The organism is Amycolatopsis speibonae, from assembly GCF_042647925.1.
GTDB lineage: Bacteria > Actinomycetota > Actinomycetes > Mycobacteriales > Pseudonocardiaceae > Amycolatopsis > Amycolatopsis speibonae.
Genome location: NZ_JBHRWK010000172.1, coordinates 1 through 517, shown reverse-complemented (window position 1 = coordinate 517; position 517 = coordinate 1). Strand labels below are relative to the sequence as shown.

Below are 517 nucleotides of genomic sequence, written 5' to 3'. Positions count from 1 at the left end.
CGGCAGTGAAGAACGTGATCAACGACATCGACGATGACGCCTGGACCGAGATCGCTTACCGGCACCCGATTCCCGATCCTGAGACCGGCGAGTTGATCACACACGCCGAGATCGCCGAAACCACCCTGACCGCGTTCGTCCACGCCGCCGAGAATCCCGGCCGTCAGGTCACCGCACGGCTGCTGGTCCGCCGCACCCCGAGGTTCAAGCGGAACGACCAGGGCGAGTTGTTCCGCGTCTTCAACTATCACGCGGTGTTCACCGACACCCGGTTCGACCTGCCCATCGCCGACAAATACCACCGCGAGCACGCGATCATCGAGCAGGTCTTCGCCGACCTCAACGACTCCGCCCTAGCGCATTTCCCCTCCGGCCGGTTCCCCGCCAACCACGCCTGGCTCACCCTCGCGGTCCTCACCCACAACCTGCTACGCGCCACAGGCTGCCTGACCAGCGTCTTCCACGCCAAAGCCCGCACCGGCACACTGCGCCGGCACCTGATCGGCATCCCCGCCCG

Annotated in this window: 1 pseudogene; it reads left to right on the top strand. The window is 66.0% G+C overall.

Annotated elements, in window-relative coordinates:
* Window positions 1-14: 14 nt before the first annotated feature.
* Window positions 15-517, top strand: a pseudogene (locus ACFOSH_RS45090) (IS1380 family transposase); the annotation flags it as partial.